This is a genomic window from Finegoldia sp. BIOML-A4 (assembly GCF_009679635.1).
Classification (GTDB): Bacteria; Bacillota; Clostridia; order Tissierellales; family Peptoniphilaceae; genus Finegoldia; species Finegoldia magna.
Window position 1 is genome coordinate 95,239 of the sequence record NZ_WKZC01000004.1, and the last position, 15,044, is coordinate 110,282.

The following is a 15,044-nucleotide window of genomic DNA, read 5'->3' on the forward strand; positions in this document are numbered from 1 at the left end:
AGACCTTTTCTACAAAGGTCTTTTAATATTTGTTAATAATATTTTTGATTAATTTAATGTAGTTTTTCGCCCAAACTTTGAAATTTTTGTGCATATTTTCTTCTAGCTTAGTATCTTCGTAGAAGATCTTGTAAATATTGTATTGATTTTCAACCTTTACAACATAATATTTCGTCTCAGAAGATGGAATATCGTCTAAAGTTTGACCATCTTTTGAAAAAGATTCGTTAGACAACCACTCTTTTACATTTCCAATTCCGCCGTTATAAGCTGCAATCGCCAAATCGTGATTTTTGAAATGGTGCAACAAATATGACAAATAAGCCGTACCCATTTCAATATTTTTGTCAGGTTTTTTCAAATCTTCCACTGTAAAGTGAGTATTTCTCATATTGTTAATACTTTCAGCAGTATCTGGCATCAATTGCATAAGCCCCAAAGCTCCAGCTTTTGATTTTACACTTGGATCAAAGTTAGATTCAACTTTAATCACACTCATAACCAAAAGTGGATCAACGTTGTATTCTTTTGCGTATGTATTAACCAAATCGACATATTTCACTGGTCTTGTCATAGTTGAATAAGCGCTCACGCCAAATCCAACTAAAAACACAATCACAATAATAGAAATAATCGTGATTAAAAATCTTTTAATAAATTTCATAATTTTTTCCTATCTATTAGTTTGTCAACCGTAAGCATTAGATCAGTTTCAGTCGTGTTGTTTACAATAACTTCGTCAAATTCACTAATTTTTTTCTCATAATCAAGTTGAGAATTAATTCTTGTAACTGCAGTATCGTAATCAAAGTTATTCCTATCCATTATCCTTTGAATTCTGATATTTCTATCAGCTACAACTACCCAATCTTCGTCGACATCGATATATTTGTCAATCAAATTTTTGCTTTCCAAATACATAGAAATTTCTAGAAAAATCAAATCAGATTTTTCCTTCTTAATTCTTTTTACTACTCTTAATATTATATCAGTATGTGTCAATTCTTCAAGTTTTTTTAGTAATGTTTTTGAATTAAATACAATGTTGGAAAGTTTCTTCCTATCGATGTTAGAATTTTCGTCTAAAATTTGTTCGCCAAACTCATCTATAAGCTTGTAATAAAGATCTGTTCCTTGTTCATAGATTTGGTGAGTAATCTCATCCAAATCTATTACAACTAGGCCTTTTTCTTTTATTCTTTTGCACACCGTACTTTTTCCACTGGCGATATTGCCGCAAACTACGATGATTTTTTTATTTTGCATCATACCAATTATCTGCACTGTTAACATCAATCTTCATGTCGACTTTCAAATCAACAGCATGTGTCATAACATCTTTCATAATTTCTAGAACTTTTTCTCTTTCATCTTCTGGACAATCAACAATAAGCTCATCGTGAACTTGCAAGATTAACTTGGCTTTTAGATTTTCTTCATTCAATCTATCGTAGAATTTCACCATTGCTACCTTAATTATATCCGCTGCAGATCCTTGAATTGGCGTGTTAAGTGCCACACGTTCTCCAAAGCTTCTGACATTGTAGTTTTTGGATTTTAATTCAGGAATGTATCTTCTTCTTTTCATAATAGTTTCAACGTATCCTTTTTCCTTACCAATTGCGACAATATCTTCCATGTATTGTTTGATGCCTTTGTACGTATTCAAATAATTTTCGATATATTCCTTGGCTTCTTTTCTAGTTATGTGCAAATCTTTACTCAGAGAATAATCTCCAATTCCGTAAACAATACCGAAGTTTACAGCCTTTGCGTTGGATCTTTGAAGTGATGTTACCTTGTCAAAATCGACTTTGAACACTTCGCTGGCAGTTTTTCTGTGAATGTCTGCTCCATTTTTGAATGCATCAAGCATCACTTCATCGTTTGCCAAATCAGCCAATACCCTTAGCTCTATTTGAGAATAATCCGCATCCAACAGTACACTTCCTTTGCTTGGAACAAATGCTTTTCTGATAAGTCTTCCTTCTTCAGTTCTGATAGGAATGTTTTGCAAATTAGGGTTAGTAGAGCTAATTCTTCCAGTTTGCGCGATAGTTTGTTGGAAAGTCGTGTGGATTTTGCCGTCTTCTTTAATTAAATCAACCATTCCGTCGATATATGTTGTTTTGAGTTTCGCAATAGTTCTGTATCTTAAAATGTAGTCGATGATTTCGTGTCTACCACTTAAAGCCTCCAAAACTTCTTGGTCTGTCGATGGCCCAGTTTTGTTCTTTTTTATTACAGGAAGTTCCAAATCTTCAAACAACACTTCTGCCAATTGCTTTGATGAATTGATGTTGATTTTCTTGCCGATAAGTTCCTCAACACTGTCCTCGATTGATTTTATCTCATCTTCGAAAAGTTCTCCCATCTCAACCAAAGTTTCTTTTTCTACACAAACTCCCGTAAATTCCATGTCACACAACACTTTTATCAAAGGAATTTCAACATCTCTGTAAAGATGCATCATATCCTCTTCTTCGATTTCAGAAATCTTTTCGTACAATTTATTTGTGAACATCATGTATTTTACTACGTAATTGTCGATTTCTTTTTCGTCTGATTCCAAAATAGTCTTCTTGGATCTACCTTTACCAGTAATATCTTCAAGAGACTTGAAATCATAACCAATAATTTTAGGATCTGACCTTTCCATACTATAACTTGTCTTTGAAGGATCGAGCAAATATTCTATAATGACAACATCATCGTAATTGTACGAAATGTCGATACCATAACGCATCAAGTGATAAATACATGGCTTGATATCAAATGACAGCTTGTTGATGTCTTTTGATTCAAATTCTTCCTTAAATGATTTTACAATGTCTACGTTTCTAGTTATATACACCTTATCAGTATAAATCGCAAAAATCTCAGGCTCATTGTCGACATAGTAATCATCGTTAAACAATGCAAAAGTAAACTTTTTATTTTCTTTAATATAAGCTTTAATCTCATCTACATTTTCATCTAAGTTTTCGTATTCAAACTTTACACTAGATTCTTCGTTTGGAAGTTTTTTGATAAAACTATTGAATTCTAGTTTTGTAAGAACTTCAATCAAATGATTCTTATCAGCTTCTTTTATAAAACAATCATCAATTCCAAATCCCATTAAATCTTTTGGAACATCTGTGTTTATCGTTCCAAGTTCTCTACTCAAATAAGCGATTTTTTCTCCATCAATGACTTTTTGCTTAGTTTTCTTGCCGGAAATTTCATCGACATGTTCGTACAATCCCTCAATACTTCCGTATTTTTGAATGTATTTAAGAGCAGTCTTCTCTCCAACTCCATCAATTCCCGGAATATTGTCCGATTTATCTCCCATCAAACCTTTCAAATCAATCATTTGCTTAGGAGTAATTCCGTATTCTTCTTTTAAAGTATCCACATCGTAGATTTTCGTTTCAGTAATTCCTCTTTTTGTAAGAACAACTTTCGTATTATCGTCTATTAGTTGCAGATAATCCTTGTCCCCAGTCAACAAATACACATCGTAGTCTTTTGATGAAGCTTGTTTTGCCAAAGTTCCAGCGATGTCGTCTGCTTCATATCCTTTTAAATCAATGTATGAAACTCCCATTGCTTTTAGCAATTCTTTAAGCATATCGAATTGTGCGATAAGTTCTTCTGGAGTTTCTTGACGATTGCCCTTGTATTCAGAATATTTTTCGTGTCTAAAAGTTGGCTCTTTTCTATCAAAACATACAACCACAAGCTCTGGATCGAGTTTATCCATCACAGAATAATACATATTCATAAAACCAAACACACCATTAGTATGCACTCCGTCTTTTGTAGTCAAATCTCTGATAGCGTAAAAGCCTCTGAATAAAAGCGATGAACCGTCAATAATTAAAGCTTTTTTTGACATTTTATAATCCCTTGTTTTCTTTTTCGATGGCCATTATCTTATCCACTCTTCTTTGGTGACGACCAGCTTCGAATTCATTTTCCAAGAAAGTTTTGATGATAAGTTTCGCAACCTCATCTCCAATTACGCGCGCTCCGATGCAAAGCACATTTGCGTTGTTGTGATTTCTACTCATTTTCGCACTGTATACATCAGACACACATGCTGCTCTTATTCCTTCAAATTTGTTCGCTGCCAAGCTCATTCCAATTCCTGTTCCACAAATCAAAATCCCTAAATCAGAATTTCCTTGTTGGATTTCTTCGCAAACTTTCTTTGCATAATCTGGATAGTCTACTGAATCAGCTGAATTTGTTCCCAAATCCACAACTTCATTTCCCAAACTTTTTATATATTCAACCATTGAATCTTTTAATTCAAATCCACCGTGATCGGCTGCTATTGCTATTTTCATAAAAACCTCCAAATATTTTATTAATTACATTTTATAATATGTTTATGTATTTATCAATTATTTGAAGAATTACACATTTTATGATAAAATATAGTTACAAAAATATGGGGATGTCTTGGTTTCGACAGGGATATTGAAGTTTGAATAGCGAGTCGTTTTCGTCTATAAACGTAAAAAAAGGACAACTAAATATAAACGCTGAAGATAATAACTTCGCATTAGCTGCCTAATAACGGCGGCCGATTCAAAAACTAGAAAATCGTCCTGCGTTTTCTTTTTGAATCTCAACTAATTAGCAGGAACATCTCGTATATTTTCCTTTGGTGTATGAGATTATTTAAGAGGATATATCGATCATAGTTTTGTCAATTAAATTTTGATCGACGAATAAAACTTAATTGACTGCACTCGGAGAAGTTCTTAGGGATATATTTTTGGACAGGAGTTCGAATCTCCTCATCTCCACCACTAAAAAAGGGTAGCCTTACATAGGCTACCTTATTTTATTTGCTTTTTATTATTTCAATTCATTAATTATTACCGTTGAGTTGTCTCCTGCAAACACGTTGTGTTTCAAATTAGTTTGCGTATCAATGTATTCGATGCATTTGTCATCGTAAGTAAAATCAAATTTGCCTGATTTCTTGAAAATTTCTTTTCCTTCTGCGTTGTAAATTATAATCTCTCTTTTGATTCCACCGCTGTACTCACTTTTTACATTTTTCTTAAATCTTTGAAATCCTGCTGATTTGAACACTAATGCACTGCACGACGCCAAAAATATAAGTACAACTACCAAAATAATCCATATTTTTTTCTTCACATTTTTCGTTTTATTTTCTTCTGGCATTTTATTCCCCCTTTTTGATTTTCCAAATTTTTATGAAACGCTTTTCAAATTATAAAAGAACGTTTTAAAATATCGTTGTTATTTGTCGTGCTAAAATACTTTAACACTATATGATTTATTCGTTAAATATTTCGTTTTTTATTTGACTAAACGATTCCAATATTGATATAATATTATTATAGCAGAAACATATAAGTTTTTGTACAAATTACAAAAGGAGTGATTTATTATGGCAAACGGAGTACTTCATATTCCAGGTTTTATTCACTTTGGAGAAGGAGCTTTTTCAAAATTAAGTGAATTAAAAGGTAAGAAAGCAATCATAGTTACAGGCGGTAATTCTATGAAGAAAAACGGTTTCGTAGACAGAGCTTGTGAAGAATTGAAGAAAGCAAACATGGAAGTATGTGTTTTTGATGGCGTTGAAGAAAATCCATCAGTTACAACTGTTGAAGCAGGCGCTAAGAAAATGCAAGAATTCCAACCAGATTGGATTGTAGCATTAGGTGGCGGTTCTGCAATGGACGCTGCAAAATGTATGTGGGCTTTTTATGAACATCCTGAATTAAAATTCGAAGACATTATCGAACCAGGATCACTTCCAGAACTTCGTAAAAAAGCAAAATTTGTAGGAATTCCATCAACTTCTGGTACAGCAAGTGAAATCACAGCATTCTCAGTAATCACTGACACAGAAAAACATATCAAATACCCATTGGTATCTGACCACATCGTTCCAGACATCGCTATAGTAGATCCAGTCCTACCATCTAAGATGCCAAAATCAGTTACAGCAAATACTGGTATGGACGTTGTAGCACACGCAACTGAAGCATTAGTATCTAATATAGCTAACGATTATACTGATGCACTTGCAATTCACGCATTGAAATTGGTATTTGAATATTTGCCAAAAGCTTGTGAAAATCCAGATGACATGGAAGCTCGTGAAAAAATGCATAATGCATCAACAATGGCAGGTATCGCATTCACATCAGCTTCACTTGGTTTAGTTCACTCATTAGCACACAAAATTGGTGGAGAATTTGGAATTACTCACGGACTTGCTAACGCAATTCTACTTCCATACATCACACAATTTAACAGAAAAGCTACTGATAAAGTTGATTGGATTGAAAAAGAATTAAACGTTGAAGATTATCCTATCGCTGTTAGAGAATTAGCTAAAAAAGTTGGCATTCCACCAACATTGAAAGAAGTTGAAGAAAAATTCGGATTTAACAAAGAAAAATTTGACGAAGTATTAGATGAAATGAGCAAGAACGCTTATGAAGATCCATGTACTTTGACAAACCCACGTGAATCAAATCCAGAAATAGTTAAAATGATATTTACTCACGCTTACAACGGTGAAGATATAACAGAATAATATAACTCAAAAAATCCTGCGTAATGCAGGATTTTTTATTGCTTTTATATTTGATTTTCCAAATACTCTACGAATTTTTCAATTTGCTTTTTTACATTTTCGTCTAACTTTTCAATCCACCTTTTAGGAATTGTAGAATATCCATGAATTGATCCACTTATACTCCCAGCAATTGCAGCTATCGTGTCAGAATCTCCCCCGTGATTTACAGCATTTATAATACAATCTTCAATTGAATTTTCCTTAGCCCAATGAATCGCATTATTGAAAGTGTTCACGATATATCCTGATGGTTTCGACAATTGCGTATCTTTTAGTTCATGAGTTTTTCCGTTGATATTATCTCTGATAATTTGTGTGTATTCTTTTAAAATTCTGTCACACATTTCGTTATTGTGAGTGAGTCGTCCTTGTTTTATATTCAAATCTTTAGAAGTTTCATTATCTAGCAGTGCACAAGGAAGTGCTCTCATCAAACTTCCATTTCCAAGCGCTGTATCATCTTCTTCGATAAATATTTCGTACTGAATGTAGTGTTCGATTGCACGTCTACATTGATTGCCAATACCTCTTGGATGAGTATAGTACCACTCCACGAAATTTTTCATAGTATTTTTTTCAAAATTATCACGGTCATTTTCCATCAGAGAATTCATAACACAAATACTCATATCAGTATCATCAGTGCATTCTCCTGGATTCAAATCAAGCCAACCACCTCCGACAATATCTGTAACCTTACCGTATTTTTCAGAGATTTCCTCTTCTGTCATAAATTCCGTCGTAGCACCCATGCTATCGCCTATCGCAAATGCATACAACGCTCCTTTGATTCTATCTTTGTAATCAGAGTTCATTTTTTCATCCCCTTTTGTATATTATATCTCAAACCGATATCTTATTGAATTTATCAACCATAAAAACATTTACATAGTATAAAAATATGATAAAATAATTTTAGAGGTGAAAAAATGAAATTTACAGAATACAAATACACTAGACCTAACTTCGAAGAAGATAAGAAAAAGGTCGAAGATTTTATCAAAAGATTTAACGATTCCACAACTTCTGAAGAACAAATCAAAATCATGGAAGAAATGGACAAATACAAGAAAACATTAAGCACTAATGTCAACCTTGCCTACATTCGTCACACGATCGATACAAATGATGACTTCTACAAAGAAGAACAAGATTTCTTGGATGAATACATGCCACATTATTCAGTGCTTGACACTAAAATGTACGAAGAAATCGACAACTCCAAATTCAAAGACGAATTGGTTAAACATTTCGGACAACATTTATTTGACTTAATAAGCTGTCAATTGATTTTTAATGAAAAGGCTGTTCCTTTTAAGCAAAAAGAAAACCAATTAACTACTAAATACAACAAATTAATAGCATCTGCTCAAATCGAATTTGACAATAAAACATTGACATTGTCACAAATGGCTCCTTACACACAATCAAAAGATCGTGATGAAAGAAAAGCTGCCACAAGAAAAATCTCAGAATTTTTCGCAGAACATGAAAAAGAAATCGACGATATTTACGATGAAATGGTTCACGTTAGAACAGATATGGCTAAAGCTTTGGGATTTGATTCATACATTGAATACCAATACAAATCATTAATGAGAACTGATTATGACAAGAACGATGTTGCAAAATACAGAGAATTTGTCAAAAAATACGTAACACCAGTTTATCTTGAATTGAGAAAGAAACAATCTAAGAGAATTGGCATTGAAGATATGAAAGCTTACGATAACAACGTAATGTTCACAGATGGTAACGCAAAACCTCACGGAAAAAAAGACTTCTTGGTAGATAACGCTAAGAAAATGTACTCAGAATTGTCACCAGAAACTAAAAAATTCTTCGATTTTATGTATGAAAGAGAATTATTCGATTTGGAAAGCAAAAAAGGAAAAGAAGGTGGCGGATATTGTACTACAATTGAAGATTATGAATCTCCATTCATCTTCGCAAACTTCAACGGAACTACTCACGATGTCGAAGTAATGACTCACGAAGCTGGCCACGCATTCCAAGCATACACTTCAATGGACGGAAGAATTTTCGAATACATTTGGCCAACATTTGAAGCATGTGAAATCCACTCAATGAGTATGGAATTTTTGACATGGCCTTGGATGGAATTGTTCTTCGAAGAAGAAACTAACAAATTCAAATTCTCTCACTTAGATGGAGCTATCAGTTTCATTCCTTACGGTGTAACTATCGACCATTTCCAACACTTCGTATACGAAAATCCAGATGCAACAGCTGAAGAAAGAAAAGCAAAATACCACGAAATAGAATTGATGTATCGTCCAAACTTGGATTATGATGATGAATTCTTGGAAAAAGGAACTTGGTGGTACAGACAAGGTCACATCTTCAATAACCCATTCTATTACATTGATTACACATTGGCACAAGTTTGCGCATTCCAATTCTTATTGAAATCAAGAAAGAATCGAGAAGAAGCATTCAAAGATTACCTTGAAATCTGTAAAGTTGGTGGAAGCCAATCATTCTTCGGAATAATGAAAGCTGGTAACATCAAAAACCCAATGAACGATGGAGTTCTTGAAGAAATCCTTCCACAATTATTGGAAATATTAGACGAAATAGAAAAAGAATTATAATTTTGAGAGTGGACTATGTCCACTCTTTTTTTGTATATAAGAATTGTTTTTTTTATAAAACGTTATATAATTAAATTAAATAAAAAGTTTGGAGGCTTTTATGAAACGTAGCAAATTATTTGTAATTTTTTTATGTGCTGTAATGACGTTCTCATTCACAATGTGTAAGAGTAAAACTATGTATTCTTACAATCCGTATTCTGAAAGATACGGCATTGATTCTGATGATGATTTGAAAAAGGCTATGCAGTCCATGAAAGAAAATGAAGATTATCCAATTTACAAGGATGGTCAAGAAGAATCCAAAATCCACAGACAATATCTATTGGATTTGTATGATAAAAATGATTTGTCAGCTATAAAAACCTATATTGATAACAATAAATTAATATTAGGAAAGAATTAGAAAAAGGCGCTCAATTTTTGAGTGCCTTTTAAAATATATCTGATATTACCGATTTTATGCTATCAAATTGTTTGATTTCGAGATCGTATTTTTTTGTTAGTTTCGTGTTTTGTGAGATGTAAACTTTTTTGTATCCCAATCTTTCGATTTCTTTTAATCTGGTTTCTATTTGTGGAACTCTTTTGATTTCTCCTGTCAATCCAACTTCTCCAATGAACACAACATCAGATGGAATTGGTTTGTTCATAAGTGATGATGCAATTGCCATTATTATGGACAAATTCACGGATTGTTCTTGGATTTTGATTCCTCCTGTGGTTTTGATGATGACATTCTTGTCGTACATATTCATTCCAGCGCGTTCTTCCAAGATAGAAATCAACGTATTCAATTGGTCTTTACGAAGGCTATCCCCTATTCTTTGAGGATACGGAGTGAATGATTTGGACACCAATGCTTCAACTTCGACAACCAAAATTCGTGACCCTTCTTTTATTACAGAAAGCGCTGCACCATTTACATCTTTTTTCCTTTTCGTGACGAAATAATCTGACGCATCTGTGATTTCTTTTATTCCATCTTCTTGCATATTAAACAGTCCAATCTCTCCAGTTCGACCGAATCTGTTTTTAGTAGTTGTCAACAATCTCAACGGATCGTCACTTTCACCTTCCAAATAAAGCACAGTATCCACCAAATGTTCAAGCGTTCTAAGCCCTGCCATTTCGTCTGATTTCGTCATATGACCAACCATAATCGCAAGAGTTGGTTTTTCGGGATTTTTGCAAATTTCTACAATTTTATTCGCACACTCTACAGTTTGCACAGGAGAACCTGGACGTGAAGTGTATTCACGAAGCTGGAATGTTTGAATACTATCCAAGAAAATCACATCCGGTTTTATTTTGTGAATAGAATCCAAAGCGTTGTCCATGCTTGTCGTTGAAATCAACCAAATATTTTCCGGGATTTTCTCCATAGTTCTCATCGCACGTTGTTTGATTTGCGATGTGGATTCTTCTCCAGAAATGTAGAGAACTTTTATATTTTTAGAAGCCAAATCATTTGCAAGTTCAAGTAGCAAAGTTGATTTTCCAGCACCTGGTCTTGCAGTTAGAATTGACACGGAATCTCTGACAAGTCCTCCACCAAAAACTCTGTTTAATTCAGTAATCGACGATTGAATTCTCTCTGATGAATCTATCTTTACATCGACCAATTTAACCGCTTTTGAAGATTTGCTTGAGCTTGTTGTTGTAGTATTCGATTTTTCATCTACGATTTCTTGTTCTTGCATAGAACCCCAGCTGTTACAACTGGGGCATTTTCCTATCCACATGGCTTGCTCGTAGCCACAATTTTTGCACACGTATTTTGTTTTCTTTTTCATATTATTGTTTCACAGTCTTTTTGCGTCTTACATATCTTCTAAAGCTAACCTTGTCGTTAACCACAGTTATAGTTGTTTTTCTATTTTTGTCGATATCTCCGTTCAGAATCTTGTCGGCAAGTTCATTTTCAATATCCGTTCTGATAAGTCTTTCAAGAGGTCTTGCTCCGAATTTCTTGTCGTATCCTTTGTCTACAAGATAATCCAAGATTTTTTCGTCATACGAAATTATCAAATCATTCTTCGCCATTCTCTCAACCAATTCATCCATCATTAATCCAGCAATTTCTTTTACATTTTCCTTGTTCAAATTACTAAACACGATAACATCGTCTAATCTATTCATAAATTCTGGCTTGAACATCGACTTCATTGCATTGTTGATAGTTTCTTTGTTTCTGTTGTATTCATCAACTTCAACATCTTCTGCTGTATTAAACCCAATTGCGTTTTTGCTTTCAAGTTCACTTGCGCCAATGTTTGATGTCATTATGATTACAGTATCTTTGAAATTAACAACGCGTCCTTTGGAGTCTGTAAGTCTACCGTCGTCCAAAACTTGCAAAAGCGTGTTGAAAACATCTGGATGCGCCTTTTCGATTTCATCAAACAATATTACAGAATATGGTTTCGTACGCACCATATCAGTTAATTGTCCACCATCATTATGACCAACATATCCTGGAGGAGATCCTATGAGTTTTGATACGGAGTGTTTTTCCATATATTCTGTCATGTCAATTCTAATCATCGCATTTTCATCATTGAACAATTCCTTAGCAAGTTTCTTTGCCAAGTATGTTTTACCAACACCAGTTGGTCCGACAAACACAAATGATCCAATTGGCTTGTTAGGATTTTTGAGTCCGACACGTGCTCTTTTAATTGCATTAGAAATAGAATCAATGGCCTTGTCTTGTCCGATGACAACTTTTTTCAAATTATCAGCCAAGAACAAATATTTTTGTGATTCTGATTCTGTTAGCTTAGACACTGGAACTTTTGCCCAACGTGACACGATATTCGCTATTTCATCGAATCCAATTTCCAATTTGTTTTCGTCTTGGTCTTCTTCTTCCATTTCTGCTTCTACTTCCTTGATGGCATCTCTTTTTTCTGCTGCAAGTAAAAAGTCAGAATTTTGAATAGCTTCTTGTTTCTCTGCTTCTAATTCTTCTAGAATTTTCGCATAATTTTTGCCACCAGTGAAGTTTTTCACTCTAACCATCGATTGAGCTTCATCTATCAAATCTATCGCCTTGTCTGGCAAATATCTGTCGTTCAAATATCTGTGCGATAATTCAACACTCGCTTTGATTGCTTCGTCACTAATTAGAACGTGATGGTGTGATTCGTATTTGTCCTTCAATCCTTCAATAACTTGTATAGAATCCGAAACAGAAGGCTCCTCTACCATGATAGTTTGAAGTCTTCTCTCAAAAGCTTGGTCCTTTTCGATAGTTTTTCTGTATTCATTGATAGTTGTAGCTCCGATTATTTGCAAATCGCCTCTCGCCAACGATGGTTTCAAAATATTTGATGCATCCAACGCACCTTCTGCACCACCTGCGCCCATCAACGAATGAAGTTCATCTATAAATAAAATTTTGTTTTCAGAATTTGACAAAGTATCGATAACTTTTTTGATTCTTTCTTCAAAATCTCCTCTGTATTTTGTTCCAGCCAACAACGCCGCCAAATCCAATGACAAAATCTCCTTGTCCTTGAAAATATCATTAACATCTCCGTTGACAATCTTTACAGCCAAGCCTTCCACGATAGCAGTCTTTCCGACACCAGGATTTCCAATCAACACAGGGTTATTTTTCTTACGTCTAAGAAGAACTTGAATAATCCTTTCGATTTCTTCCTCACGACCGATACAAGGGTCGATCTTTCCTTCTTTTGCCAATTCGTTCAAATTCTTAGTGTACTTTTCAATTTCACTTGGCTTAGAAGAACTAGCTGATGTGTCGTTGACATCTCCTTGTTCTCTCTTCATCTTCATAAAGAAGTATTTGCGAAGTTCCGCTGTCAATTTCATAGTATCCACGCCTGTTTTTTTCATCAAATGATTAGCGTAGTTAGAACTATCCATGCAAAGCGCTGCCATAATGTGTTCTGGAGTAATCGCCCTTTCTCCGTAAGTGTTGGACAATCCCACAGCTTGAGTGATTATTTCTTCAAGTTTCGGGCTAATTCTTTGATTAGTTTCCTTGCTGTCTCCATAACCCAACTCATCTATAATTAAATTTCTAATTTTTTCGTAATTTCCACCGTGTTTTTTCAAATATTGAGACGCCTTGAAATCAAACTTGAACATAGCAAGTAGCACATGCTCCACTCCAAGATCCGCGTGCTTCAAACTAATTGCCTCATACACAGCCTCAGTTCTTAAATTATAAATATCTGATTTTCTCAATTTTTCACCTGTCTTTCCAAAGTATCCTTGATGATTTCGCTTCTCAACACTCCAATGTTTTGATTCAATTTATTGTTTTCGCGAAATTTTTCAAGCCTCAACTTATTTGTCTTATCGTACAAGTCCAGAATATCATCTACATTGAAACCATCGACTATGCCAAAATCGATAGCTATCAGTAAATCTCCAATCCTGTTCATTCCTTCAATTTCATCCAAAACTCTTGAATATTTTAGCATCGACACACTTCTCAAAAGGTCATCCTTAAACTCAGGATTATTTTCGAATAAAATGCGTCTGTTTTCAATTTCCTTTCTAGAAATCGAATCAATCAAAAGCGTCATATCATTAATAATATATTCTGGATCCATCAAATGACCATTAGTCGTAAGCCTGTAAATCGAACTTTTCGTATTAGAATTGAAGGCTTTCTCAAACATATATCCTCTGTATCTTGCAACATCTTGAATATCGTCAATCTTGTTGAAATACTCCAAAGCCTTCAAGTTCATACACACGCTCACATCCATCATACATCCCGAATCGTAGAAATCATCTGACAAATATCCAAAATCAATATCAAAAGCAAAGTTCAATTTATCATTCAATTTTTCTTCAATATTCAGACATTTTTCGTAAATATCTCTCAAATTTTTCCCAAAATCGTAAGCAGTAATGCAAATGTGGTCATTATCTGCCAAAGTAAACACGCATTTTTTATCGCTATTTATGATAACTTCAGGAGACACATCCTCATAATAAGCACTAGAAATATATCCTTGTTTTCTCAGATAATCTCTGTTCGTACTTTTAGTATCCTTAAAAGAATAAACGCTAGACTCCTTCAAATATTCCAGATTATTCAATTCTTTTTTAATATCTGATTTCATATCGTCGCAAGAATCCGTATCTATAACCAACATAAAATTATAGTCCGACAAATTTCTTCTCAACGACACATCAGATTTCATTACAACACTTGAATTATTCATAACATTTTTCCCTGTATTCTTGTAATTTCAATTCCAAATCGTCAATTTTAGTTTGAATATCGTGACACTTTTCAAATTCCTCATTATCCATTGCAATGAAAAGCTCATCAGACAATCTATCCAACTTCTCCAAAATTTCCTTAGCCTTTTCAAAATTCTTAGGGAATTTGCCCCTGTAATATTTTGGATAGCTTTTCGAATTTCTCTTATCCATGATGAAATCCCTGAAATGATCATAGCAATATTTGCAACCAATCGATGAATAATTCTTCAACTCATCAAACGGCATATTGCACACTGGACACACACTTTTATCGTCAACATCTTTCTTTGAAGATTCTTGTACCTTTTCAAAAGGCAAATGCTCCACCACATCAGAAATTTGCTTTGCGATTTCTTCAAAAAGCTCCTTGTTTTTGTTCAATTCTTGATCAGAATCAAACTTAAAATCAGAATTCGAAATAATCTCATTCTTCAAATTATTCATATATTCTTCATAGCAATCATGACACAAATTCACATCACGAGCACCAAATGGTCCCACGATCTTCACTTGAATAAAAGCAGGTTTGCCACAATTATCGCAATTCATATAATCAC

General features: G+C 34.0%; 13 protein-coding genes and 1 other RNA gene. 4 read left to right on the forward strand and 10 right to left on the reverse strand.

Annotation, left to right across the window (positions count from 1 at the left end; genetic code table 11):
- Nucleotides 1–22 precede the first annotated feature (22 nt).
- From GKG01_RS04895 to rpiB, 4 genes are read right to left on the reverse strand one after another with little or no spacing between them, the layout of a single operon-like run.
- Nucleotides 23–664 (reverse strand): lytic transglycosylase domain-containing protein, encoded by a 642-nt coding sequence (locus tag GKG01_RS04895; protein WP_002835551.1) that lies wholly within the window; start codon nt 662–664, stop codon nt 23–25.
- Nucleotides 661–1,269 (reverse strand): dephospho-CoA kinase, encoded by a 609-nt coding sequence (gene coaE / locus GKG01_RS04900; RefSeq protein ID WP_241684742.1) that lies wholly within the window; start codon nt 1,267–1,269, stop codon nt 661–663. Before coaE ends, GKG01_RS04895 begins: the two co-directional genes overlap by 4 nt.
- On the reverse strand, nt 1,256–3,883 hold the full coding sequence (gene polA, locus GKG01_RS04905) for a DNA polymerase I (RefSeq protein ID WP_154271680.1): 2,628 nt from the start codon (nt 3,881–3,883) through the stop codon (nt 1,256–1,258). Before polA ends, coaE begins: the two co-directional genes overlap by 14 nt.
- A gap of 1 nt (nt 3,884) precedes the next feature.
- Nucleotides 3,885–4,337, reverse strand: a complete 453-nt coding sequence (gene rpiB / locus GKG01_RS04910; protein WP_154271681.1) for a ribose 5-phosphate isomerase B — start codon at nt 4,335–4,337, stop codon at nt 3,885–3,887.
- A gap of 106 nt (nt 4,338–4,443) precedes the next feature.
- Here rpiB and ssrA point away from each other — a divergent pair.
- Nucleotides 4,444–4,805, forward strand: a transfer-messenger RNA (tmRNA) gene (gene ssrA, locus GKG01_RS04915).
- A 49-nt stretch (nt 4,806–4,854) separates the two neighbouring features.
- On the opposite strand, the gene GKG01_RS04920 is transcribed toward ssrA, so the two are convergent.
- Nucleotides 4,855–5,187 carry a hypothetical protein gene (locus tag GKG01_RS04920; protein ID WP_154271682.1) on the reverse strand — a complete coding sequence of 111 codons (333 nt, stop codon included), beginning with the start codon at nt 5,185–5,187 and terminating at the stop codon, nt 4,855–4,857.
- Between the two features lie 229 nt (nt 5,188–5,416).
- Between GKG01_RS04920 and GKG01_RS04925 the strand changes: the two genes are divergently transcribed.
- Entirely contained in the window at nt 5,417–6,577 is a 1,161-nt protein-coding gene (locus tag GKG01_RS04925; RefSeq protein ID WP_094206807.1) for an iron-containing alcohol dehydrogenase, read from the forward strand.
- Between the two features lie 44 nt (nt 6,578–6,621).
- Here the strand turns inward: GKG01_RS04925 and GKG01_RS04930 are convergent, their stop codons facing one another.
- Nucleotides 6,622–7,434 carry an ADP-ribosylglycohydrolase family protein gene (locus GKG01_RS04930; protein ID WP_154271683.1) on the reverse strand — a complete coding sequence of 271 codons (813 nt, stop codon included), beginning with the start codon at nt 7,432–7,434 and terminating at the stop codon, nt 6,622–6,624.
- A 114-nt stretch (nt 7,435–7,548) separates the two neighbouring features.
- On the opposite strand from GKG01_RS04930, the gene GKG01_RS04935 reads away from it, so the two are divergent.
- Together GKG01_RS04935 and GKG01_RS04940 are read left to right on the forward strand one after the other, a co-directional pair.
- Entirely contained in the window at nt 7,549–9,234 is a 1,686-nt protein-coding gene (locus GKG01_RS04935) for a M3 family oligoendopeptidase (RefSeq protein ID WP_154271684.1), read from the forward strand.
- A gap of 100 nt (nt 9,235–9,334) precedes the next feature.
- Nucleotides 9,335–9,640, forward strand: a complete 306-nt coding sequence (locus tag GKG01_RS04940) for a hypothetical protein (RefSeq protein WP_094224385.1) — start codon at nt 9,335–9,337, stop codon at nt 9,638–9,640.
- Nucleotides 9,641–9,668: 28 nt separating this feature from the next.
- Here GKG01_RS04940 and radA read toward each other — a convergent pair whose 3' ends face one another.
- The 4 genes from radA to GKG01_RS04960 are packed head-to-tail and all read right to left on the reverse strand — an operon-like array spanning nt 9,669 to nt 15,036.
- Nucleotides 9,669–11,030, reverse strand: coding sequence for a DNA repair protein RadA (gene radA, locus GKG01_RS04945; RefSeq protein WP_154271685.1), 1,362 nt, complete (start codon nt 11,028–11,030; stop codon nt 9,669–9,671).
- Nucleotide 11,031: 1 nt separating this feature from the next.
- Nucleotides 11,032–13,452 carry an ATP-dependent Clp protease ATP-binding subunit gene (locus GKG01_RS04950; RefSeq protein WP_154271686.1) on the reverse strand — a complete coding sequence of 807 codons (2,421 nt, stop codon included), beginning with the start codon at nt 13,450–13,452 and terminating at the stop codon, nt 11,032–11,034.
- The gene (locus tag GKG01_RS04955) at nt 13,449–14,444 is read right to left on the reverse strand and encodes an ATP--guanido phosphotransferase (RefSeq protein WP_154271687.1); all 996 of its coding nucleotides are present in this window, start codon (nt 14,442–14,444) and stop codon (nt 13,449–13,451) included. Before GKG01_RS04955 ends, GKG01_RS04950 begins: the two co-directional genes overlap by 4 nt.
- Nucleotides 14,437–15,036 (reverse strand): hypothetical protein, encoded by a 600-nt coding sequence (locus GKG01_RS04960; RefSeq protein WP_154271688.1) that lies wholly within the window; start codon nt 15,034–15,036, stop codon nt 14,437–14,439. The genes GKG01_RS04955 and GKG01_RS04960 overlap by 8 nt, the downstream gene beginning before the upstream one ends.
- Nucleotides 15,037–15,044 lie beyond the last annotated feature (8 nt).

Excerpts from the sequence above, each read along its gene's own strand:
- GKG01_RS04895 (WP_002835551.1), bottom strand. The coding sequence starts at position 664 with ATGAAATTTATTAAAAGATTTTTAATCACGATTATTTCTATTATTGTG.
- coaE (WP_241684742.1), bottom strand. The coding sequence starts at position 1,269 with ATGATGCAAAATAAAAAAATCATCGTAGTTTGCGGCAATATCGCCAGT.
- polA (WP_154271680.1), bottom strand. The coding sequence starts at position 3,883 with ATGTCAAAAAAAGCTTTAATTATTGACGGTTCATCGCTTTTATTCAGA.
- rpiB (WP_154271681.1), bottom strand. The coding sequence starts at position 4,337 with ATGAAAATAGCAATAGCAGCCGATCACGGTGGATTTGAATTAAAAGAT.
- GKG01_RS04920 (WP_154271682.1), bottom strand. The coding sequence starts at position 5,187 with ATGCCAGAAGAAAATAAAACGAAAAATGTGAAGAAAAAAATATGGATT.
- GKG01_RS04925 (WP_094206807.1), top strand. The coding sequence starts at position 5,417 with ATGGCAAACGGAGTACTTCATATTCCAGGTTTTATTCACTTTGGAGAA.
- GKG01_RS04930 (WP_154271683.1), bottom strand. The coding sequence starts at position 7,434 with ATGAACTCTGATTACAAAGATAGAATCAAAGGAGCGTTGTATGCATTT.
- GKG01_RS04935 (WP_154271684.1), top strand. The coding sequence starts at position 7,549 with ATGAAATTTACAGAATACAAATACACTAGACCTAACTTCGAAGAAGAT.
- GKG01_RS04940 (WP_094224385.1), top strand. The coding sequence starts at position 9,335 with ATGAAACGTAGCAAATTATTTGTAATTTTTTTATGTGCTGTAATGACG.
- radA (WP_154271685.1), bottom strand. The coding sequence starts at position 11,030 with ATGAAAAAGAAAACAAAATACGTGTGCAAAAATTGTGGCTACGAGCAA.
- GKG01_RS04955 (WP_154271687.1), bottom strand. The coding sequence starts at position 14,444 with ATGAATAATTCAAGTGTTGTAATGAAATCTGATGTGTCGTTGAGAAGA.
- GKG01_RS04960 (WP_154271688.1), bottom strand. The coding sequence starts at position 15,036 with ATGAATTGCGATAATTGTGGCAAACCTGCTTTTATTCAAGTGAAGATC.